Origin of the sequence: Clostridium puniceum (assembly GCF_002006345.1) — a bacterium.
Taxonomy (GTDB): Bacteria; Bacillota; Clostridia; order Clostridiales; family Clostridiaceae; genus Clostridium; species Clostridium puniceum.
In genome coordinates this window covers 53381-70880 of record NZ_LZZM01000043.1, presented here as the reverse complement: position 1 = coordinate 70880, position 17500 = coordinate 53381, and the positions used below count along the sequence as shown (strand labels likewise).

Annotated in this window: 13 protein-coding genes and 1 other RNA gene; 11 read left to right on the top strand and 3 right to left on the bottom strand. The window is 29.0% G+C overall.

The annotated features are described in order from the left end of the window. Nucleotides 1-6: 6 nt before the first annotated feature. The 3 genes from CLPUN_RS03810 (at nucleotide 7) to ffs (ending at nucleotide 3263) form a co-directional block, all read left to right on the top strand. On the top strand, nucleotides 7-558 hold the full coding sequence (locus tag CLPUN_RS03810; protein WP_077846048.1) for a ferritin-like domain-containing protein: 552 nt from the start codon (nucleotides 7-9) through the stop codon (nucleotides 556-558). A gap of 585 nt (nucleotides 559-1143) precedes the next feature. Beyond that, a complete protein-coding gene (locus CLPUN_RS03805; protein WP_077846047.1) occupies nucleotides 1144-2568 on the top strand; it encodes an arabinan endo-1,5-alpha-L-arabinosidase in 1425 nt (474 codons plus the stop codon). A gap of 428 nt (nucleotides 2569-2996) precedes the next feature. After that, nucleotides 2997-3263: signal recognition particle sRNA large type (ffs, locus tag CLPUN_RS03800), an RNA gene on the top strand. A gap of 266 nt (nucleotides 3264-3529) precedes the next feature. Here ffs and CLPUN_RS03795 read toward each other — a convergent pair. From CLPUN_RS03795 to CLPUN_RS03785, 3 genes are all read right to left on the bottom strand, one after another. Then, on the bottom strand, nucleotides 3530-4414 hold the full coding sequence (locus tag CLPUN_RS03795) for a fumarylacetoacetate hydrolase family protein (protein ID WP_077846046.1): 885 nt from the start codon (nucleotides 4412-4414) through the stop codon (nucleotides 3530-3532). A gap of 127 nt (nucleotides 4415-4541) precedes the next feature. After that, entirely contained in the window at nucleotides 4542-5033 is a 492-nt protein-coding gene (locus CLPUN_RS03790; protein ID WP_077846045.1) for a dihydrofolate reductase, read from the bottom strand. Between the two features lie 111 nt (nucleotides 5034-5144). Beyond that, the gene (locus CLPUN_RS03785; RefSeq protein WP_077846044.1) at nucleotides 5145-5936 is read right to left on the bottom strand and encodes a thymidylate synthase; all 792 of its coding nucleotides are present in this window, start codon (nucleotides 5934-5936) and stop codon (nucleotides 5145-5147) included. 430 nt (nucleotides 5937-6366) lie between these two features. Here CLPUN_RS03785 and CLPUN_RS03780 point away from each other — a divergent pair, with 430 nt between their 5' ends. The 8 genes from CLPUN_RS03780 to CLPUN_RS03745 all read left to right on the top strand — a co-directional run bounded on the left by CLPUN_RS03780 (nucleotide 6367) and on the right by CLPUN_RS03745 (nucleotide 17349). Then, entirely contained in the window at nucleotides 6367-6582 is a 216-nt protein-coding gene (locus CLPUN_RS03780) for a helix-turn-helix transcriptional regulator (protein WP_077846043.1), read from the top strand. 28 nt (nucleotides 6583-6610) lie between these two features. After that, nucleotides 6611-9046 (top strand): N-6 DNA methylase, encoded by a 2436-nt coding sequence (locus CLPUN_RS03775; RefSeq protein ID WP_077846042.1) that lies wholly within the window; start codon nucleotides 6611-6613, stop codon nucleotides 9044-9046. Continuing rightward, complete coding sequence (locus CLPUN_RS27960) at nucleotides 9040-10221, top strand: restriction endonuclease subunit S (RefSeq protein WP_198944284.1); 1182 nt, start codon at nucleotides 9040-9042, stop codon at nucleotides 10219-10221. The genes CLPUN_RS03775 and CLPUN_RS27960 overlap by 7 nt, the downstream gene beginning before the upstream one ends. A gap of 1 nt (nucleotide 10222) precedes the next feature. Next, the gene (locus CLPUN_RS03765; RefSeq protein WP_077846041.1) at nucleotides 10223-13309 is read left to right on the top strand and encodes a type I restriction endonuclease subunit R; all 3087 of its coding nucleotides are present in this window, start codon (nucleotides 10223-10225) and stop codon (nucleotides 13307-13309) included. After that, a complete protein-coding gene (locus CLPUN_RS03760) occupies nucleotides 13310-14017 on the top strand; it encodes a M48 family metallopeptidase (RefSeq protein WP_077846040.1) in 708 nt (235 codons plus the stop codon). A gap of 386 nt (nucleotides 14018-14403) precedes the next feature. Continuing rightward, the gene (locus tag CLPUN_RS03755; RefSeq protein WP_077846039.1) at nucleotides 14404-15627 is read left to right on the top strand and encodes an AAA family ATPase; all 1224 of its coding nucleotides are present in this window, start codon (nucleotides 14404-14406) and stop codon (nucleotides 15625-15627) included. Next, on the top strand, nucleotides 15620-16246 hold the full coding sequence (locus CLPUN_RS03750) for a DUF4276 family protein (protein ID WP_158078695.1): 627 nt from the start codon (nucleotides 15620-15622) through the stop codon (nucleotides 16244-16246). Before CLPUN_RS03755 ends, CLPUN_RS03750 begins: the two co-directional genes overlap by 8 nt. 299 nt (nucleotides 16247-16545) lie before the next feature. Continuing rightward, complete coding sequence (locus CLPUN_RS03745; protein WP_077846037.1) at nucleotides 16546-17349, top strand: phage replisome organizer N-terminal domain-containing protein; 804 nt, start codon at nucleotides 16546-16548, stop codon at nucleotides 17347-17349. Nucleotides 17350-17500 lie beyond the last annotated feature (151 nt).

Sequence of the window (17500 nt, the reverse complement as noted above, 5' to 3'; positions counted from 1 at the left end):
GATTATTTGAAATGTAGAATATGTGGTATGGAAATAAATGAACAAAATTATAATTTTAATGAATCAGCTTTTACTAATAAAAATTCTATAGACAATATTATATATTGCCCATTTTGTGGAGTAGGTAAAGAATATTTAAGTGAGGATTGTGAAGTTATTACAGTAAAAAGTAATTTACTTAGTGAGAATGCTTTAAAAATTTTAGATCATGCTGTTAAATTAGAACTTTTTAATGGTGAATTTTATAATACAGCAGCAAGTATGTGCAATAATCTTGAAATAAAAAAAATATTTCAAGCGTTATCAAGAATAGAAATATTTCATTCAAAACTTCATCAGAGGTTAGGTGGATTTACTAAAGCGCCTAATTTAATTAAAGTAAGCTATGAAAGATGTGATAGTGATAATACTCTTTTAGAACTAGCAAAGAAAAAAGAAGAGCATGCTGTAAGCTATTATGAAAAGTATAAAAATGAAGTTTATAATGACAATTTATTTGAGATTTTTAAAGCTTTAGCAGATGTGGAAAGGGAACATATTATTCTTGTTGAAGAGTAATTAGCAATGCGAAAGGATTTCTGAAGTTTTAAGTTCCTAGTGAGGTTAAGAAAAATATAGGGACTAATAAAGAAATTATAAGTAAATTGTAGAAAAATGTATATTAAATAAGTTTAAGTAAATTATTGGTTATGTATATAGACATATGTACCAAGTTTAAATTAAAAAAGTCAAAGAATTTGTAAGAACTCATTAAAAATGATGTAAGGACTATGTTGTGCATTTAAAACATAGTCCTTTGTGCTGCAATTAAATTAATACATATTTTCATTTTGCTCGTGTGATTCAGAACTATCTATTATTTACTTTGATGCTGTGAAAATTAAATTGATATTTAAAATATTTTATGTTTAAAAAAGTATAAAATATTTTATATTCTTTTAAAAGAAAATGTTTACACACAAGAAACTACATGATAATATTTAATATATAAGAAATAAAAATAGTAATAATAACATAATCTGCAATATTTAGTCATGTAATAAGAACATCAACCAATATAATCTATAAACATATTTAAAAGGTAAACATAAAAAGTTAATTAATAACTTTTTGTAAAAATTAAATTTTATAGGGAGGTTTCTTATGAAAAAGTTAAACACAAGAAAAACTAAGTTTACATCATTAATTGTATCGGCTTTATTAATTACCGGATTAGGCACAGCTAATGCAGCAGTGGTAACACCACCTAATTATACTATGTATGATACAGCAAATATTAATAATGAAAGTAAATGGAACACAATGAATGGTCATGACCCAGAAATATATAAGGATGGGAATGATTATTATGTGTTTTCAACTGATTATAAGGTTGGAGGAACAGCTAAACCAGGCATACAAGTAAGAAAATCTAAGGATTTGATTAATTGGGAATGGGTTGGCTATGCTTTTAACGGGATGCCTGAAGCTGCAAAACAGTGGACTGGAGAAAATCTTTTGTGGGCACCAGAAGTAGTTAAAATGGGAAATACATTTTATTTATATTACTGTGCATCAAAATTTGGAACTAGAGATTCATATATTGGTGTAGCAACTAGTAATTCTATAAAAGGGCCATGGACAGATAAGGGAGAAGTATTTAAAACAAAAAGTACTGATAAAAATCATGTTAATGCCATTGATCCTAACATCATTTTTGATGTTTCAGGACAACCATGGTTGGTTTATGGTTCGTTTTTTGGGGGCATTTATGTAAATAAAATCGATTCTAATACTGGCAAACTTTTAAATTACGGAGAAGGAACATTAATTGCCTGCAGAAATAATAACGTTAGTAGAGCCGTTGAAGGTCCTAATATGGTTTATAATCCAGATACAAAAATGTATTACTTATTTACATCTTATGACAGTCTTAATGGAACATATAATGTAAGAATAGGAAGATCTAAAAGTATTACTGGACCATTTGTTGATTATAATGGTAATAAGTTAACTGACATAACATTAAATCCTCAAACAGAAGTAGGAACTAAAATACTTGGAAGTTATTCTTTTAATAATTCGGACGGATGGGTTGCTCCAGGACATAATTCTATATTAAAAGATAATAACAATTGGTATATGCTTCACCATGCAAGAGGCGGTGCAGATACTAATTGGGCATATCTTCATGTGAGGAAAATTCTTTGGACTAATGATGGGTGGCCAGTAGTATCGCCAGAACGTTACACTGGTGAAATAGAAAATACTCTAGCTTCAACTGTAATACCAGGTACATGGGAAAGTGTGGTATTAGATCGTGGTACAACGAAAAAAGCTACTTCAAGTTCAATTAAATTGCTACCTGATGGTAAAATAGGTACTTCTGATAGCAAAAATTACTGGGAATTTACTGCTCCAAATACATTGAAGCTTTATTGGTATGCACCAGGGCAAACTGTAGGAGATTACTGGATTGATACTGTAAAAGTAATTGAATCATGGGATTGGGAAAATAACAAAAAAGCGTATGTTTATACTGGATTAAATCAAAGTGGTACAGCAATATGGGGAAAAAAGTCTCAATAATATATTGAATATAGAATATAATCAATATATAGATTTCTAAGTATCAAAGGAATGTTTAATTAGATTTGATGCTTAGAAATCACTAACTTTATATATAAAATATTAAAAATTAGTAAAAATTCAATTACTAATATATTAATGATTGAAGCCTTAATAATATGGAAGAAATTTAATATAAAGACAAATAGAATACCCTTGTATTTGAAGTTCTTATATGTTATTATTAACAAGTATCAAAAATTGCATTTAGCAAATACGCATTTTTAGAAAGAATGAATAATTCAAAAATATTAATGTATATGAATATTGCTAAATAAAATTTTTGAATTAGAATAAGAGCAATGATTAACATGGTTTGGCGTCCAATGGGGACGGAGATTTTCCTTTACGGAAATCTTGAGGTTCAAACCCTCAACATTCCACCATTGCCATGCTAGATGGGGAGTCAGCGGTGCCCTGTAACCTGCAATCCGCTATAGCAGGATTGAATTCCTCGCTTAGATATTAGCAATCTATAGTCTGACTTTTGTAAGTGGTGTTGATGACTGGGTCCCACGCAATGGAAGCCCATGAACCTCGTCAGGTCTGGAAGGAAGCAGCGATAAGTGGTCTCTTTCATGTGCCGTGGATCAATCTGGTCTGAGCTAACTGCAGAAGTAACGTATGGAGAACTAATAACAAAGCGAGGTGCATGGTTTATTTTGATGTTTGATTATATAATCAAGAACTTTAATTAGGTTATTCTTCAATAGGATTAACATAGGACATACAATAGGATAAGAAAGTGAGGGCATTTCATTTATGAAATACCCTCATTTTCTTTTGTTTTATAATAAAATTTATTTATATATGGTTTATGTATTTTAAACGTATATTATCTTGATTTTAAAAGTCTATATTAAAAAATGATTATAATTAGTAGTATATAATTATAATCATTTTTTATATAAAGTATTATGTATTATTTAATGATATTTTTTAATAAACCAATGCCTTCGATTTCACATTCTACAGTGTCGCCAGCTTTTAAAAATTTTGGTGGTTCAAATCCCATGCCTACACCAGCAGGAGTTCCCATTGCAATGATAGTGCCAGCTTTTAATGTAACTCCTTGAGATAGTTCATGAATTACATCTTCTATAGAAGTGATCATAAGATCAGTTGTACTATTTTGTCTCAATTCTCCATTAACCTTAGAACATATTTGGAGTACTGGTGGATTTATAAATTCATCCTTAGTAACAATACAAGGTCCCATTGGTGTAAATCCATCTAAGCTTTTTCCAAAGTACCATTGTTTATGCCTTGTTTGCAGATTTCTTGCACTGATATCGTTCATAATAGTATATCCAAAAACATAGTCGTATGCATCTTCCTTAGCTACATTTTTAGCATCTTTTTTTATTATAACTACTAGCTCAGCTTCATAATCAAGGCTGTCAACAATTTCTGGGTAACTTGGAATATAGTCGCCATCACCTGTTGCAGCATTCACTCTTTTTGAAAAATAAACTGCATATGGTCTATCTCCACCAAAGGCTTCTTTCTTATATCTTGCCGATTCAACTGCATGAGCCATGTAATTAATTCCTAAACAAATAACATCTTGTTTAGGAGTTGGTATTGGAGCCATTTTACAAACATCATTAATAGAAAGGATTTCTTTAGAATCTTTTTCGATGGCTGATTTTAAAAGTTTCATTTCTTCATCAGTTATGTTTTCTATTAAATCATTCATAGTTTCATAATTTACATTAAGAGTTTTTAGTGGATAAATGCCTTGCTCATTTTTACTTAGAATCCCCACTTGTTCTTTGTTATCATATTTATAAGTTATAAATTTCATATACAAACCCCCTATTTAATTCAGTTAAGAGTTAACAGTTTTAGAATGGAACTTTTAGCATTCTAACTATATAATAGGATGTTAAAAGTCAACTTGCTCAAAGATAATTACTTCTGCTGATTTATTGCTAAATTCTTTCTAAGTCTATAAATGTGTAATGAAGTCCATTTTTTTTATCGGTAAATGTTTCAGAAGTAAATTCTACATTGAATTCATCATAATTTATTTTAGGAAAATAGGTATCACCTTCAAAATTCTCATCTATTTGTGTTAAATATATTTTTTTTGTATGAGGAAGAAATTGTTCATAAATTTCTGCGCCGCCAATTACAAAAATTTCATCTTCACACTTTGAATACTTTTCAATTAATGAATTTAAATCATGAACTATTGTTACCATATCAGAATCAACCCTAAAGTCTTTATTTCTAGTTATAATTATATGTTCTCTATTTGGCAGTATTCCAGGTAGCGATTCAAAGGCTTTTCTCCCCATAATCATTTTCTTGTCAGAAGTGATTCTCTTAAATCTCTTTAAATCTTCAGAGATATGCCAAGGTAAAGTGTTATCCTTACCAATAACATTGTTTTTTGCAACAGCAACAATTATTGATAACATTTTTTAATCCTCCTTAAATACTCATAGCTTATTGAATAAATGCAGCTTAAATTTAAAATTTAAATTGCAATATATACATATAATTTCATTCATCAACTACTTTGAATTCTGTTATACTGATACTTCCATTTTGATTGCTTCATGATGTTGATAATCTTCAAGTTTTATATCATCTGCTGTAAAGTTATAGAAGTCTTTAATTTCAGGATTGATCCAAAGTTTTGGTGCATTGTAACCATTATTTTTTCTAGTTAGCTGAATTTTCATGCCCTCAACTTGATTTTTATATATATGTGCATTATTTACTACATGAGTAAATAATCCGGGTCTAAGTCCAGTAACTTGAGCCAGCAAATGAACTAGCACAGCATATTGTGATGTGTTAAATGGAACACCAAGTGGCCAATCTCCGCTTCTTTGCACAAGCATACAGTTAAGTTTACCATCTGTTACATCCCACATTGTAAGGAAACAGCAAGGGTAAAGAGCGCCACCATCTAAATATGGTATTTGCCATAAATTAAGCATCATTCTTCTATCTTGAGGATTGTTTCTTAAAGCATCTATTAATTTATCTATTTGATTAAATTTTTTTACGACCCAACCATAAGAAGTTCCAATAGTTCCATCATCCATCATCCATTCATCCCAAATCTTAACGTTTTGTGCCTGAAGATCTTTTACGCTATTTGATTGGTCTTTAAAAATCCATAAAAGTTCTTTAACAGCAGTTTTAAACGCTACAAATTTAGTTGTTAATATAGGAAATTCTTTCTCCAAATTAAATTGCATAATTTGATGGGGCAATTTGTAAGTTGGCATTCCAGTTCTGTTGTTATCAAAGTATCCATTTTCTAATATGTCATTAGCTATAGATAAGTATTTATCATCATATAAACTCATTTTAAATGTTCCTCCTTGTATTCTTTTGAAAATTATTAGTGTATATAAGTTCTAATTAATTTGCTACATTAAAAATATGTACAGTTAACTAGGTAGATGTAGTTTATTTATCAGAACATATAATAAAATTATTCAATATACATTTTAACCTAAACTACTTAACAAGTCATCTGGTATTTTTCATATATTCTATTCAGTATCTCTAGTGGCAAAAGGATTTAGAAGTATGTTATTTACAAATTAAGAAAGGCATATCTGGGTTATTAAGCAATGTCTAGATATTCATCAATAAAACTAGATAGCGATGTAACATAATTACGTTTAATGATACAATAAATAGCAACAAAACGTGCAACTAGAAAAATAAAGTTGATTTATTTGTTTAAAAATATAGCAAATGCTATACTGTTAAATATATGAGGTGATAAAAATGGAATTATCTGAAGCGCTCAAAATGATACGAAGTGAACTAGGAATTACTCAAGAAGAACTTGCAAAAGAAGTTCATGTTAGTTTTTCTACAGTGAATAGATGGGAAAATAATAAATCTATTCCAAATCCTATAGGAAGAGTTGTATTATTAGATTTTTTTCAGAAGAGAAAAGCAAGTTCATATCTTATTGAAGAATTAAAAAAATGTAAATAGAGACATACTAAAGAAGGAGTGTACTTAAATGGCTATAAAAAAGAGTGAATTATACAGTTCATTATGGGAAAGCTGCAACAAGCTTAGAGGGGGAATGGATGCTTCTCTTTATAAAGATTATATTTTAACATTATTATTTGTTAAGTATGTAACGGACAGATACAAAGGAGATAGATATGCAGATATCATAATACCAGAAGGTGGTAGCTTTGATGATATGATTAATATTAAAAATGATCCTAATATCGGTGAGAAAATGGATATAGTAATATCAGCTTTAGCTGGAGCTAATAATCTTAAAGGTATCATTGATGTTGCACAATTTAATGATGAAGAAAAAATAGGTAAGGGTAAAGAAATGGTAGATAAGCTTACAGAGCTTATTGGTATATTTCAAAATTCAAAACTTGATTTCAAAAAGAATAGAGCAGGTGGAGATGATATTTTAGGTGATGCATATGAATTCTTAATGCAAAAATTTGCAACAGAATCTGGAAAAAGTAAAGGACAATTTTATACTCCTGCAGAAGTTTCAAGAGTAATGGCTAAGGTTATAGGAATATCTAATGCGACTAGTTCAGCACAAACTTTATATGATCCAGCTTGTGGTTCTGGTTCACTGCTTATTCGTGCTGCAGATGAAGCACCAGTAAATATAACAATCTATGGTCAAGAAAAAGATGTACCAACAGCAGGTCTAGCACAAATGAATTTAGCTATTCATAATAAAGGACTCGGAAAAATAGCAAGAGAAAACACACTTGCACACCCTTTATATAAAGATGGAGATAAAGATAGTAATTCACTTAAACGCTTTGATTTCTGCGTTGCAAATCCACCATTTTCTCTAAGTGCATGGGGACTTGGATTTGATTCAAATAATGATTTATATGGTAGATTTAAAGATTATGGTCTTCCACCTGAGAAAAATGGAGATTATGCTTGGTTATTACATTTAATTAAATCAATGAATAGTAGAACAGGTAAAGGTGCTATAATTCTTCCACATGGAGTTTTATTTAGAGGTAATGCAGAAGCAACGATCAGAAAGAATATTATTGAACGTGGTTACATAAAGGGAATAATAGGGCTGCCAGCTAACCTTTTTTATGGAACAGGGATACCAGCCTGCATTATAGTTCTTGATAAAGAAAATGCTGCTGCGCGAAAAGGTATATTTATGATAGATGCAAGCAAGGGATTTATTAAAGATGGAAATAAAAATAGACTACGAGAGCAGGATATTCATAAAATAGTTGATGTTTTTAATAAACAATTAGAAATTCCTAAGTATTCAAGATTAGTATCATATGATGAAATAAAAAATGATAATGATTGTAATTTAAATATACCACGTTATATAGACAGTAGTGAGCAAGAAGATCTTCAAAGTATTGAAGCACATTTAAAAGGTGGTATTCCAAACTTAGATGTTAATAAACTTGAAAAATATTGGTCTGTTTATCCATCACTTAAAGATGTATTATTTTCAAAAAGTGATAGAGATGGATTTTCAACACTTAATATAGCAAAAGATGATATAAGGAATATTATATTTGAACATGAAGAATTTATAAATCATGCAAATACTGTACATATTGCTGCAAACAAGTGGATAACTTCAAATAAAGATAAATTAAATAATCTTAAAGATGGAGATAAGCCCAAACAATTAATAAATGATATTGGTGAAAATATATTAGAAATTTTCTCTAAAGTATCTTTAATAGATAACTATGATGTATATGAATGTCTTCTTAATTATTGGGAAAATACAATGCAAGATGATGTTTATGCAATCTGTTATGATGGATGGGAATCTGGAAGAGAAATTGATATAGAATACACTACTCCTAAAAAAGGAACGCCAAAGGAAAAGGGATTTGAAGGAAGAATTATACCTAAAACCCTTATTATAAGTGAATACTTTAAAGTAGAACAAAGTGATATAGAAAAACTAGAAGATACAAGAGATGAAATTATAAGAACTTATGAAGAATTCTTTGAAGAGCATAGTGGCGAAGATGGCTTATTATCTGAAGTTATTAATGATGGAAAAATTAAAAGTGCAGATTTAAAAGCAAGAATTAAAGAACTTAAAAAAGATAAAACTGGACCAGATGAACTTGAAGTACTTCTACAATATGAAAAATTGTTAAATGAAGAATCTGATTATAATAAAAAAATCAAAGATTCTAAGGAAATACTTAATAAAAAAGTTAGAGCACAGTATGAAAAACTTTCAATTGAAGAAATAAAACGCATAATAGTTGAATTGAAATGGAATAAGTATATTTTTGAAATTATTGATGCTATATATTCAGCAGTATCTCATAATCTAGCAACTGTTATAACGGATCTTGCAGAGAGGTACGAAACTACATTGTTAGAATGTGAGAGTGAAGTAGAAGGATATGAAGCAAAGGTGAAATCTCATTTGGAAAGGATGGGATTTGCATGGTAGAAAATATACCTGAGGGATATAAGAAAACTGAGGTTGGGGTGATTCCTGAAGAGTGGGATGTAACGGAGTGGGAAAATGTTGCAACAGGCTTTTCAAGTGGAGCAACTCCATCAAGAGCAAAACCAGAATATTTTAATGGAGATATAAAGTGGGTTACAAGTGGTGAACTTAACTACAATATAATATTTGATACCATAGAAAAAATAACAAAAGATGCAAAAGACAAAACAAATTTAACTATTTTACCTCCTGGAACATTTTTAATGGCCATTACTGGATTAGAAGCGGCAGGAACAAGAGGTAGTTGTGGTATTTTAGGTACAGAAGCTACAACTAATCAATCTTGTATGGCTATTTTTTCAACAGATAAATTAGATACAAAATACTTATATCATTATTATGTATTTCAAGGTGAAAATCTGGCGTTAAAATACTGTCAGGGAACAAAACAACAGAGTTATACAGGAAAAATAGTTAAAAAGTTGCCTATTATAATACCACAAAATAAAGAAGAACAAATAGTTGTAGCGAATGTCCTTTCGGACATTGACAGTCTTATATCTTCACTTGAAAAGCTAATTTACAAGAAGAAAAACATTAAACAAGGAGCAATGCAGGAGCTGCTTACAGGGAATAAAAGGCTTGAGGGATTTAGTGAAAAATGGTTTATAGTTAGACTGGGTGATATTTTAAAAATAGGCCATGGTAAACTACAACATGATATTGTTGATATCAATGGTAAATATCCAATATTGGGCACTGGGGGTATAATCGGCAGAACAAATAGCTATTTGTATAATAAACCATCAGTGTTAATTGGAAGAAAAGGCACAATTGACGTTCCGCAATATATGGATACACCTTTTTGGACAATAGATACTCTTTTTTATACAAAATTAAATGAAAATGTAAATGCTAAGTATATTTACTATCTGTTTTGCATGTTAGAATGGGCTAAATATAATGAGGCGTCTGGTGTACCAAGTTTAAGTGCTAAAACTATTGAAGCAATAGAGTTTAATAAACCTTCACTAGATGAACAAACAGCCATAGCTCAAATTCTATCAGATATGGACACTGAAATAGAAAAACTAAATGCAAAGTTAAATAAATATAAAGATATAAAACAAGGCATGATGCAAGAACTTCTTACTGGGAAAAGGAGATTGATTTAGTATGAAAATTGGGGAGAGAGAAATATTAACACAAAAGAGGGTAATTGACCTTTTTGAAGATCAATTAGGTTATACCTATTTAGGAAACTTTTATCATAGGGAAAATAGTAATATTGAAGTTGAATATCTTAGGAAATATCTTGATAAAGCAGGATATTCTTCTAATCTCATTAATAAGGCAGTTAATGAATTTGTAAATATTGCAGGGAATCAACAACCTGAGTTATATGAAATTAATAAAGAAGTTTATTCAAAACTTCGTTATGGTGTTAAGGTACGTGAAAATCCTGGGGAATCTCCTAAAACTGTTATGCTTGTTGATTGGAATAATCCTGAAAATAATGATTTTTATATTGCCGAGGAAGTAACTGTAAAGGGAAGTAATGTAAAACGTCCTGATCTTGTATTATATGTAAATGGTATTGCTCTTGGTGTTATGGAACTTAAGAAAAGTACTGTTTCAGTAAGCGAAGGTATTCGTCAAAATATTGATAATCAAAAAGAACGTTTTATTCAGCAGTTCTTTTCTACAATGGGTCTTATAATGGCTGGTAATGATAGTCAAGGAATTTCTTATGGGGTTATAGAAACTGCTGAAAAATATTATCTTTCTTGGAAAGAGGATATTAAGGCATTAGATGAAACCTCCATAAAGATACGTTCTCTTTGTGATACAGTTGATTATAAATTAGATAAAAATATTATTAGTTTATGTGAAAAAAATAGATTTATTGAATTACTTCATAATTTTATAGTATTTGATAGGGGAACTAAAAAAGCTTGTCGTCCAAATCAGTATTTTGGAGTTAAAGCAGCGCAACTTCGTATAAAGAAACGTGAGGGCGGTATTATTTGGCATACTCAAGGTTCTGGGAAAAGTCTTACAATGGTATGGCTTACTAAGTGGATTAAGGAAAATAAGAAAGACTCTCGCATTCTAGTGATTACTGATAGAACAGAACTTGATGAGCAAATAGAAAAAGTCTATAAAGGCGTGGAAGAAGACATATATAGAACTAAAAGTGGTAATGATTTAATTAACAATTTAAATGAAGTTAATCCAAGTATAATTTGTTCACTTATTCATAAATTTGGAAAACATAGCGGAGAAGTTTCAGATAAGGATTATGACAAATATATAGAAGAGTTAAAACAAAGTTTACCAAAAGATTTTAGACCAAAGGGAGATTTATATGTTTTTGTTGATGAGTGTCACAGAACACAATCTGGTAAACTTCATACAGCAATGAAAGCTATTATGCCTAATGCAATATTTATTGGGTTTACAGGTACTCCTATCTTGCAAAAAGATAAAAAATCAAGTACTGAAATATTTGGGTTACCTATTCATACTTATAAATTTAATGAAGCTGTTTTAGATAAAGTAGTTTTAGATTTACGCTATGAGTCAAGAGATGTAGATCAAGATATTACATCCCAAGAAAAGATAGACGAATGGTTTGATGTTAAAACAAGAGGGCTAACAGATGTTGCTAAAGCACAATTAAAACAAAAATGGGGAACTATGCAAAAGGTTTTTAGCTCCAAATCACGTTTAAATAGAATTGCAGTTGATATTTACCATGATATTTCAACTAAAGTCAGGTTGCAAAATGGCAGGGGAAATGCAATGCTTGTTGCTAAAAATGTTTATGAGGCATGCAGGTACTATGAGATTTTTCAACAAATTGGACTTAAAAAGTGTGCTATTATAACTTCTTATTCTCAAAGTATTTCAGATATTAAAGGTGAGTCTGTTGATATTGAAAGTGAAACAGAGAAGCAATATAAAAATGCTATATATGAAAAGATGCTTAATGGTAAAGAACAAGCAGCATTTGAAAAGGACGTAAAAGAAAAATTTATAAATGAACCTTCAAAAATGAAATTACTAATTGTTGTGGATAAGCTTTTAACTGGATTTGATGCACCTAAAGCCACTTATTTATATATTGATAAGAAAATGAGGGATCATGGCTTATTCCAAGCTATATGTCGTGTTAATAGACTTGATGGAGACGATAAGGATTATGGGTATATTGTAGATTATAGAGATTTATTTAATAGTCTTAAAAAAGCGGTTAAAGATTATACTACAGATGCATTTAAAGATTATGAAAAGAAGGATGTAGAAGGACTACTTAAAGATAGATTTAGTGAAGCTAAGAATGATTTAGAAGAGATACTGGAAAGCTTAACTGCTCTTTGTGAACCTATAGCTATGCCAAAAGGAATACTTGAACGTCAAAGGTATTTCTGTGGAATTAACATAGACGATATAGATGAATTAAAAGAAAATGAACATAAAAGGGTAGCTTTATATAAATTTGTATCTTTATTAATACGTGCGTATTCAGAAACAGCACCAGAAATTATGAAAGACGGAAATACAGCACAAGCTATAGCACTGAAAAAAGAGGTTGAAAATTATATAAAACTTCGAGATGAAATAAAAGTTTCTAGTGGTGATTACATTGATCTTAAGAAACATGAGCCAGATATGAGATACTTAATTGATACATATATAAATGCTGATGAAGTTAGAAAAGTATCTGCATTAGAAGACATGTCATTAATAGATGTTATTGTTCAGCGTGGAGTTGATTTTATAGATGAATTGCCTAATGGTATAAAAGAGAATAAGGAATCAGCAGCAGAAACTATTGAGAATAATGTAAGAAGAAAGATAATTGAAAAGACAGAAACAAACCCTAAATACTTTGAAAAAATGTCCATGCTATTAAATGAGCTAATAGAAGAAAGAAGAAGAGAATCTATCAGTTATGAAGAGTATCTTAAAAAAGTAGTTGATCTTAGCAGAAAAGTTCAAAAACAAGAAAATGATGTGACTTATCCAGAGAATATAAGAACATCAAAGGCATTAATGGCTTTATATGATAATTTGGATCATAATGAAGAACTGGCTAAAAATTTACATTATAAAATATTAGCAGAGAGACAAGATAGTTGGAGGGGAGATCCTGCAAAATCAAGAAGAATAGAAGGAATAATTTATTCATGTGTTGGTGATGATAAAGATAAAATAGAAGAAATTTTTAAAATCGCCGAAAACCAAGGAGAGTATTAATTGAAAAACTTAAGGATTAACGATATAGAATTAGAAATACAAAAGAAGAATATAAAGAATTTACATTTATCAGTATTACCACCAAACGGAAGAGTGAGAGTTTCAGCTCCAAATAGCATGAATGATGATGCTATTAGAGTATTTATTATTACAAAGATTGGTTGGATAAAAAAACAACAAGAAAAATATAAAAATCAACTAAGACAGTGCAAGCGTGAATATGTTTCAGGTGAAAGTGTTTATCTTTGGGGCAAGAGATATCGTCTTGATGTAGTATATTCTAATGTTTATAATGATGTGAAAATTAATGGTAATAAATTAACATTCCAAGTACGTGAAGCAAGTACCACAGAGCAACGTGAAAATGTACTTAATAGTTGGTATCGTAAAAATATAAAAGAAGAAATACCAAGTCTTTTAGAAAAGTGGCAGAATATTATAGGGGTCACTGCCAGCGATTGGGGTGTTAGAAACATGAAAACCCGTTGGGGAACATGTAATATTAAAAATAAGCGTATATGGCTTAATCTACAGCTTGTTAAAAAGCATCCAGAGTGTCTTGAATATATTATAGTTCATGAATTGGTTCATTTGTTAGAAAAAAGTCATAATAAGATTTTTATAAGTTATATGGATGAATTTTTACCTAATTGGCGAAAAATTAAAGAAGAATTGAATTCTCTAATTTTAGATTATATAGAAGAATAGATTTAAAAAGGCTAAAACCTCAATATTAAATTGAATTTATATGGAAATTATTAGGTTTATAAACTGAATTTATTTCAATTTATAAACCTAATTTTAATGTAGTTCAAATTTATCCGATAGTTAGATCTGTAAGCCCCCCAACCTTCTTCAAGTGAGAGATAACGGCTACACGCTCCTGGAGAGGGTACATTGTGACCATTGAGGTTATAAGTTCAACTAAGATTCATATGGAGATCAAACTCCACCTGAATTAAGTTTCACTTGATAACAGAGTTTAGTCAGAATACAAAATGTTGTAATGGGGCTTATATAATGGTATATTAGTATTAAAATAAGGCAATAATACATATAAATGATATTAATGAATATAAAAAACGAGGTGTATTATGAAAATAACAAATATAAAAGTAAAAGGTTATAAAAACCTTTTAGATTGCACATATAATATGAATAATTTTAATGTTTTAATTGGTGCAAATAATAGTGGAAAATCTAATTTGCTTGAAATATTTTCTTTTCTTGATGATATAATTTCTGGAAGTGATGATGTTAAGACAAAGATATTTAGTGGAGAGTCACTTAGAGGAAAAATTTCATCAGATTATACTCCATTTTTGCAAAACTCAAATATTTCTCTCGAATTAGAGTTTCAAGATGAGATAGGCGAAGAGTATTTTAAATATATATATTATTTAGAAATAAAAACAGTTGAAGCATTCCATAAGGCTAATGGTCATATTATAAAGGAATATCTTAAATGTAAAAATACAAAAAAAACTGGCTCTATGAAAACAGTTTTTGAAAGAAATGATACAACTGTAGATGTTATAAAAGGCAGTAAAATTAGCAAAATAGATAACACGGAGTCACTTCTTACCCTTATAAGTAAAATTAGTGATATAAAAGAAAGTTTAGAAGATGAGGCTCAAAGGGGGATTAGTGATGTTTTTATTATTGCTAAAACTCCAGTTATATATAGTTCAGCAAATGAAATAAGAGATACATTTTCATTTGAAAAAAGAGAATCTATGTCTGTAATTAAAAACGGTAGAATTGCAACTATTGATATTCTAAATAAAATCGAAGAAATTTTAGATTCTGATGAAAAGCAATATTTTGAAGAAATTATAGCGGATATTTTGAAATTATCTATTAAAATCAATGATATTAAAATGGGTAGTCGAGCTTTTAAATATATTACAGTTCAATATATAAATGATGATGGTTCATTAAGTGATTATGAAAATAATATTAATCAACTTTCTGATGGTACTTTAATAGTACTTAATATTTTAACTTGTCTTGTTTCAAATAAGTATCCTGTACTTGCCATTGAAGAACTTGAAAATTGTATTCATCCTAAGCTTTTAAAGAAACTAATAGAATTTATAGGCGCTCAATTTTCTAATATCCAATTAATAATAACTACACATTCTCCAGTTCTTATTAATATGGTTAAATTAGAAAATGTAAGTTATATAGTAAATAAAAATTATACAGGTGCAAAAATAGAAGCAGTTAAAAATAAAAAAGCTTTAGTTAAGGAGCTTAGTGGTCCATTCAGTAATTTTAGTGATATCTTTGAGTTACTGGAGGATGAAGATGATTAAAAATCCTAAAGAAGCACGAAAAAAGCGTTTATATATATTTCTTGAAGGAAAAACAGAAGATGTATTTTACAAAAAAATTGCAGAGCGCTATTTAAAGTCAATTTCTAAAGAATATAAAAATTTAAAAACTGGTACAAATATAAATAAGGAAATAGCAAAACATCTTTATCATATTATAAAGGACAGTTCAAATTCAAAATATGATTTATATGTTTATGCTTTTATTGATAAAGAAGGATCCAAAAACGATACTTCAGAATTTGATGCTGATGCTATTTTAAAAGCACTTAAAGAAGAAAAAGTAAATATTAAGAATATAAAAAAAATTGATGCAATTGAAGCTGTATTTATGATTGAAAGTTGGTTTTTTTATGATATTGAGGGGATCTGCAAATACATTAATTTAGAATGTACAGAAACCTTAAAAAAGAATTATTCGAATACTGAAAAATTTAAACACACCGATCTTGCAGCACTTTTTAAAAAAGGAAAAAGCAAAAAGTTTTATAAAAAGGGTGATGAAAAATTTTTAAATTCTCTTGATATTGAAAAAATATATAATAATTGTAGTGATTTAAGGAAGGGAATTGAAAATATTATAATAGAACTGAACAGATAATATGAATTAATAAAATCTTATCTGTTGTTTTACATTTTCATTCCACTTAAATTTAAGCAAAAGGATTAAGTGCAAGCTGCCTTATAAATTGTGCGAATTATAAAACTTGAGGTTTTGATAGCTTCTTGTACTTGAATTAATTGTATGCGCCTGATGCAGATGATAATTAATTATAAAAGAGATATATTAAGTTATTTAAATTAAAAAATATAAAAATTAAAAATGCCACATGACAAAAAGTATAAAAGATCATATGTCCTATATAGAAAATATAAAATTTGTATAGGAGTGTGTTAAAAATGAAAGAAAGAAAATTTGTTAAACTAAGAACTGATATGTATGAGGATACTAAATTTAAGATAATAGATACAATGAATGAGAGAGATATCATCCATTATATTTGGACTAGAATTATAACTTTAGCTGGAAAGGTAAATTTAGAAGGTAACTTATATTTGTCAAGAAATATTCCATATACAATGGAAACCTTGGCAATAGAATTTAATAGAGATATTATTCAAGTGAAATCAGCTCTAAATGCTTTAATAGAGTTGGAAATGATTGAATTAGTGCAGGATAAAATTTATAGAGTGAAAAACTTTGCAAAGCACCAAAATATTAAAACAAAAGAAAAAACTGAAATTCAAGATAATAAAGTTAAAACTCAAGATAACACGGAAGATATAAAAAATAAAGAAGAAAAAAGCATAGAGAATCAACTATGTGAAGAAAAACATGTGGATTCAGAACATGAAAGATGTGAAGGTATTAAGGAATTACCAGAAAATCATATTATTGTAGATAAAATAATAAATTCTGAAATTATTAAAAAAGAAAAAGTAGATAGTAATTACAAAAATACTGCTGATATTCTTAAAAATATTAAGGATTATCAAGCTAAAAATGATTTACAATTGAATGTTCCAATATCTTTAGAAAAGAAAAAAACGAAAAAGGTAAATAAAAATACATCAAAGAATATAAGTTGCATTGATGAAACTAGTGAAGGAAATAAACAAGAGGAGATAATTGGATTTTTTGACGGTGAAAATAGTATTGCACTGGGTGAAGGTGATAGGGGAATTATGGCTTTTAGCGTATGATTTATTAATTTAAATGGATCGAATGAAATTACCCACATGGCTGTTGCGAAATTTGCATTGCACAATCAATAGTGTATAATAAGTTTATATTTAAGGTGCATCTTCGAAGGATTATATTCCTTAAAGTGCCAATGAAAATAGAGAGGTGGTA

Bases quoted from the DNA above. Each gene is read 5' to 3' on its own strand.
- CLPUN_RS03795 (WP_077846046.1), bottom strand. From the start codon at position 4,414: ATGAAATTTATAACTTATAAATATGATAACAAAGAACAAGTGGGGATT.
- CLPUN_RS03790 (WP_077846045.1), bottom strand. From the start codon at position 5,033: ATGTTATCAATAATTGTTGCTGTTGCAAAAAACAATGTTATTGGTAAG.
- CLPUN_RS03750 (WP_158078695.1), top strand. From the start codon at position 15,620: ATGATTAAAAATCCTAAAGAAGCACGAAAAAAGCGTTTATATATATTT.
- CLPUN_RS03765 (WP_077846041.1), top strand. From the start codon at position 10,223: ATGAAAATTGGGGAGAGAGAAATATTAACACAAAAGAGGGTAATTGAC.
- CLPUN_RS03775 (WP_077846042.1), top strand. From the start codon at position 6,611: ATGGCTATAAAAAAGAGTGAATTATACAGTTCATTATGGGAAAGCTGC.
- CLPUN_RS03805 (WP_077846047.1), top strand. From the start codon at position 1,144: ATGAAAAAGTTAAACACAAGAAAAACTAAGTTTACATCATTAATTGTA.
- CLPUN_RS03785 (WP_077846044.1), bottom strand. From the start codon at position 5,936: ATGAGTTTATATGATGATAAATACTTATCTATAGCTAATGACATATTA.
- CLPUN_RS03780 (WP_077846043.1), top strand. From the start codon at position 6,367: ATGGAATTATCTGAAGCGCTCAAAATGATACGAAGTGAACTAGGAATT.
- CLPUN_RS27960 (WP_198944284.1), top strand. From the start codon at position 9,040: ATGGTAGAAAATATACCTGAGGGATATAAGAAAACTGAGGTTGGGGTG.
- CLPUN_RS03745 (WP_077846037.1), top strand. From the start codon at position 16,546: ATGAAAGAAAGAAAATTTGTTAAACTAAGAACTGATATGTATGAGGAT.
- CLPUN_RS03755 (WP_077846039.1), top strand. From the start codon at position 14,404: ATGAAAATAACAAATATAAAAGTAAAAGGTTATAAAAACCTTTTAGAT.